Source organism: Pedobacter sp. ASV12, from assembly GCF_016429155.1.
In the GTDB taxonomy this organism is placed as follows: Bacteria; Bacteroidota; Bacteroidia; order Sphingobacteriales; family Sphingobacteriaceae; genus Pedobacter.
The window spans coordinates 1-666 of sequence record NZ_JAELUC010000224.1 but is presented as its reverse complement, the minus strand read 5'-3'; the positions used below and the strand labels follow the sequence as shown (position 1 = coordinate 666).

Here is a 666-nt window from a genome sequence, read left to right as displayed (position 1 = left end):
GTGCATGAATTAGCCTGATGGTGATAAAGCTAGTATTGTAAAATAGAAATTATGTAATTAGCCATTTCTTTGCAAGCACCTTTTTCCAATCCTTTTATTAAATATTCTGAATCTTGATCAACAGCAGAGGTTATAAGTCGATTGTGAATATTATATAGGATACTGACTATTGTCTGGCTGTTTTTCTTCTTTAGTTTTCTTTCTTCAAGCATTTCTTTGCACTTTGCAACTATTATTGAAAATAACTGAAAATGATTTTTTGCATTTGATCGACGAACTGATTCAATTACTTCTTTTAAATCATTTATTGCATTATCCATATTCTCTTTCCAATTACTTGCGGGTGTTGCCGAAATGCCGAGGTTTTCAGGAGCTCTCCATGCTTCGGAAATATTGAAAATAATTCTATCTCTAAATTTTCTTCCTGGTGTTTTGTTGCTCTTGAATTCAGTTAGCATATTTAAAATCAGGTCAATAGCTTGGCTAGGCTCATCCTCGTCCTCTTCATCTAATGAGTTAATGCTTAGAATATCAATTATAGCGTCGATTGAAAACTGTAATGCTGAAAGCTCTCTAATATTGCTAAATTCATTTTTTAAAATTTCAGGTTTTTGAACACTATTCAATAAAACTTTATTTTCCTGTTTATCTTCTTCAAATGAGATC

1 protein-coding gene is annotated in these 666 nt (G+C 31.5%); it reads right to left on the bottom strand.

Going from position 1 to position 666, the window contains the following annotated elements; translation table 11 throughout:
• Window positions 1–29: 29 nt before the first annotated feature.
• The coding region (locus JHD69_RS20020) for a hypothetical protein (RefSeq protein WP_199142101.1) at window positions 30–666 on the bottom strand (637 nt) is incomplete at its 5' end.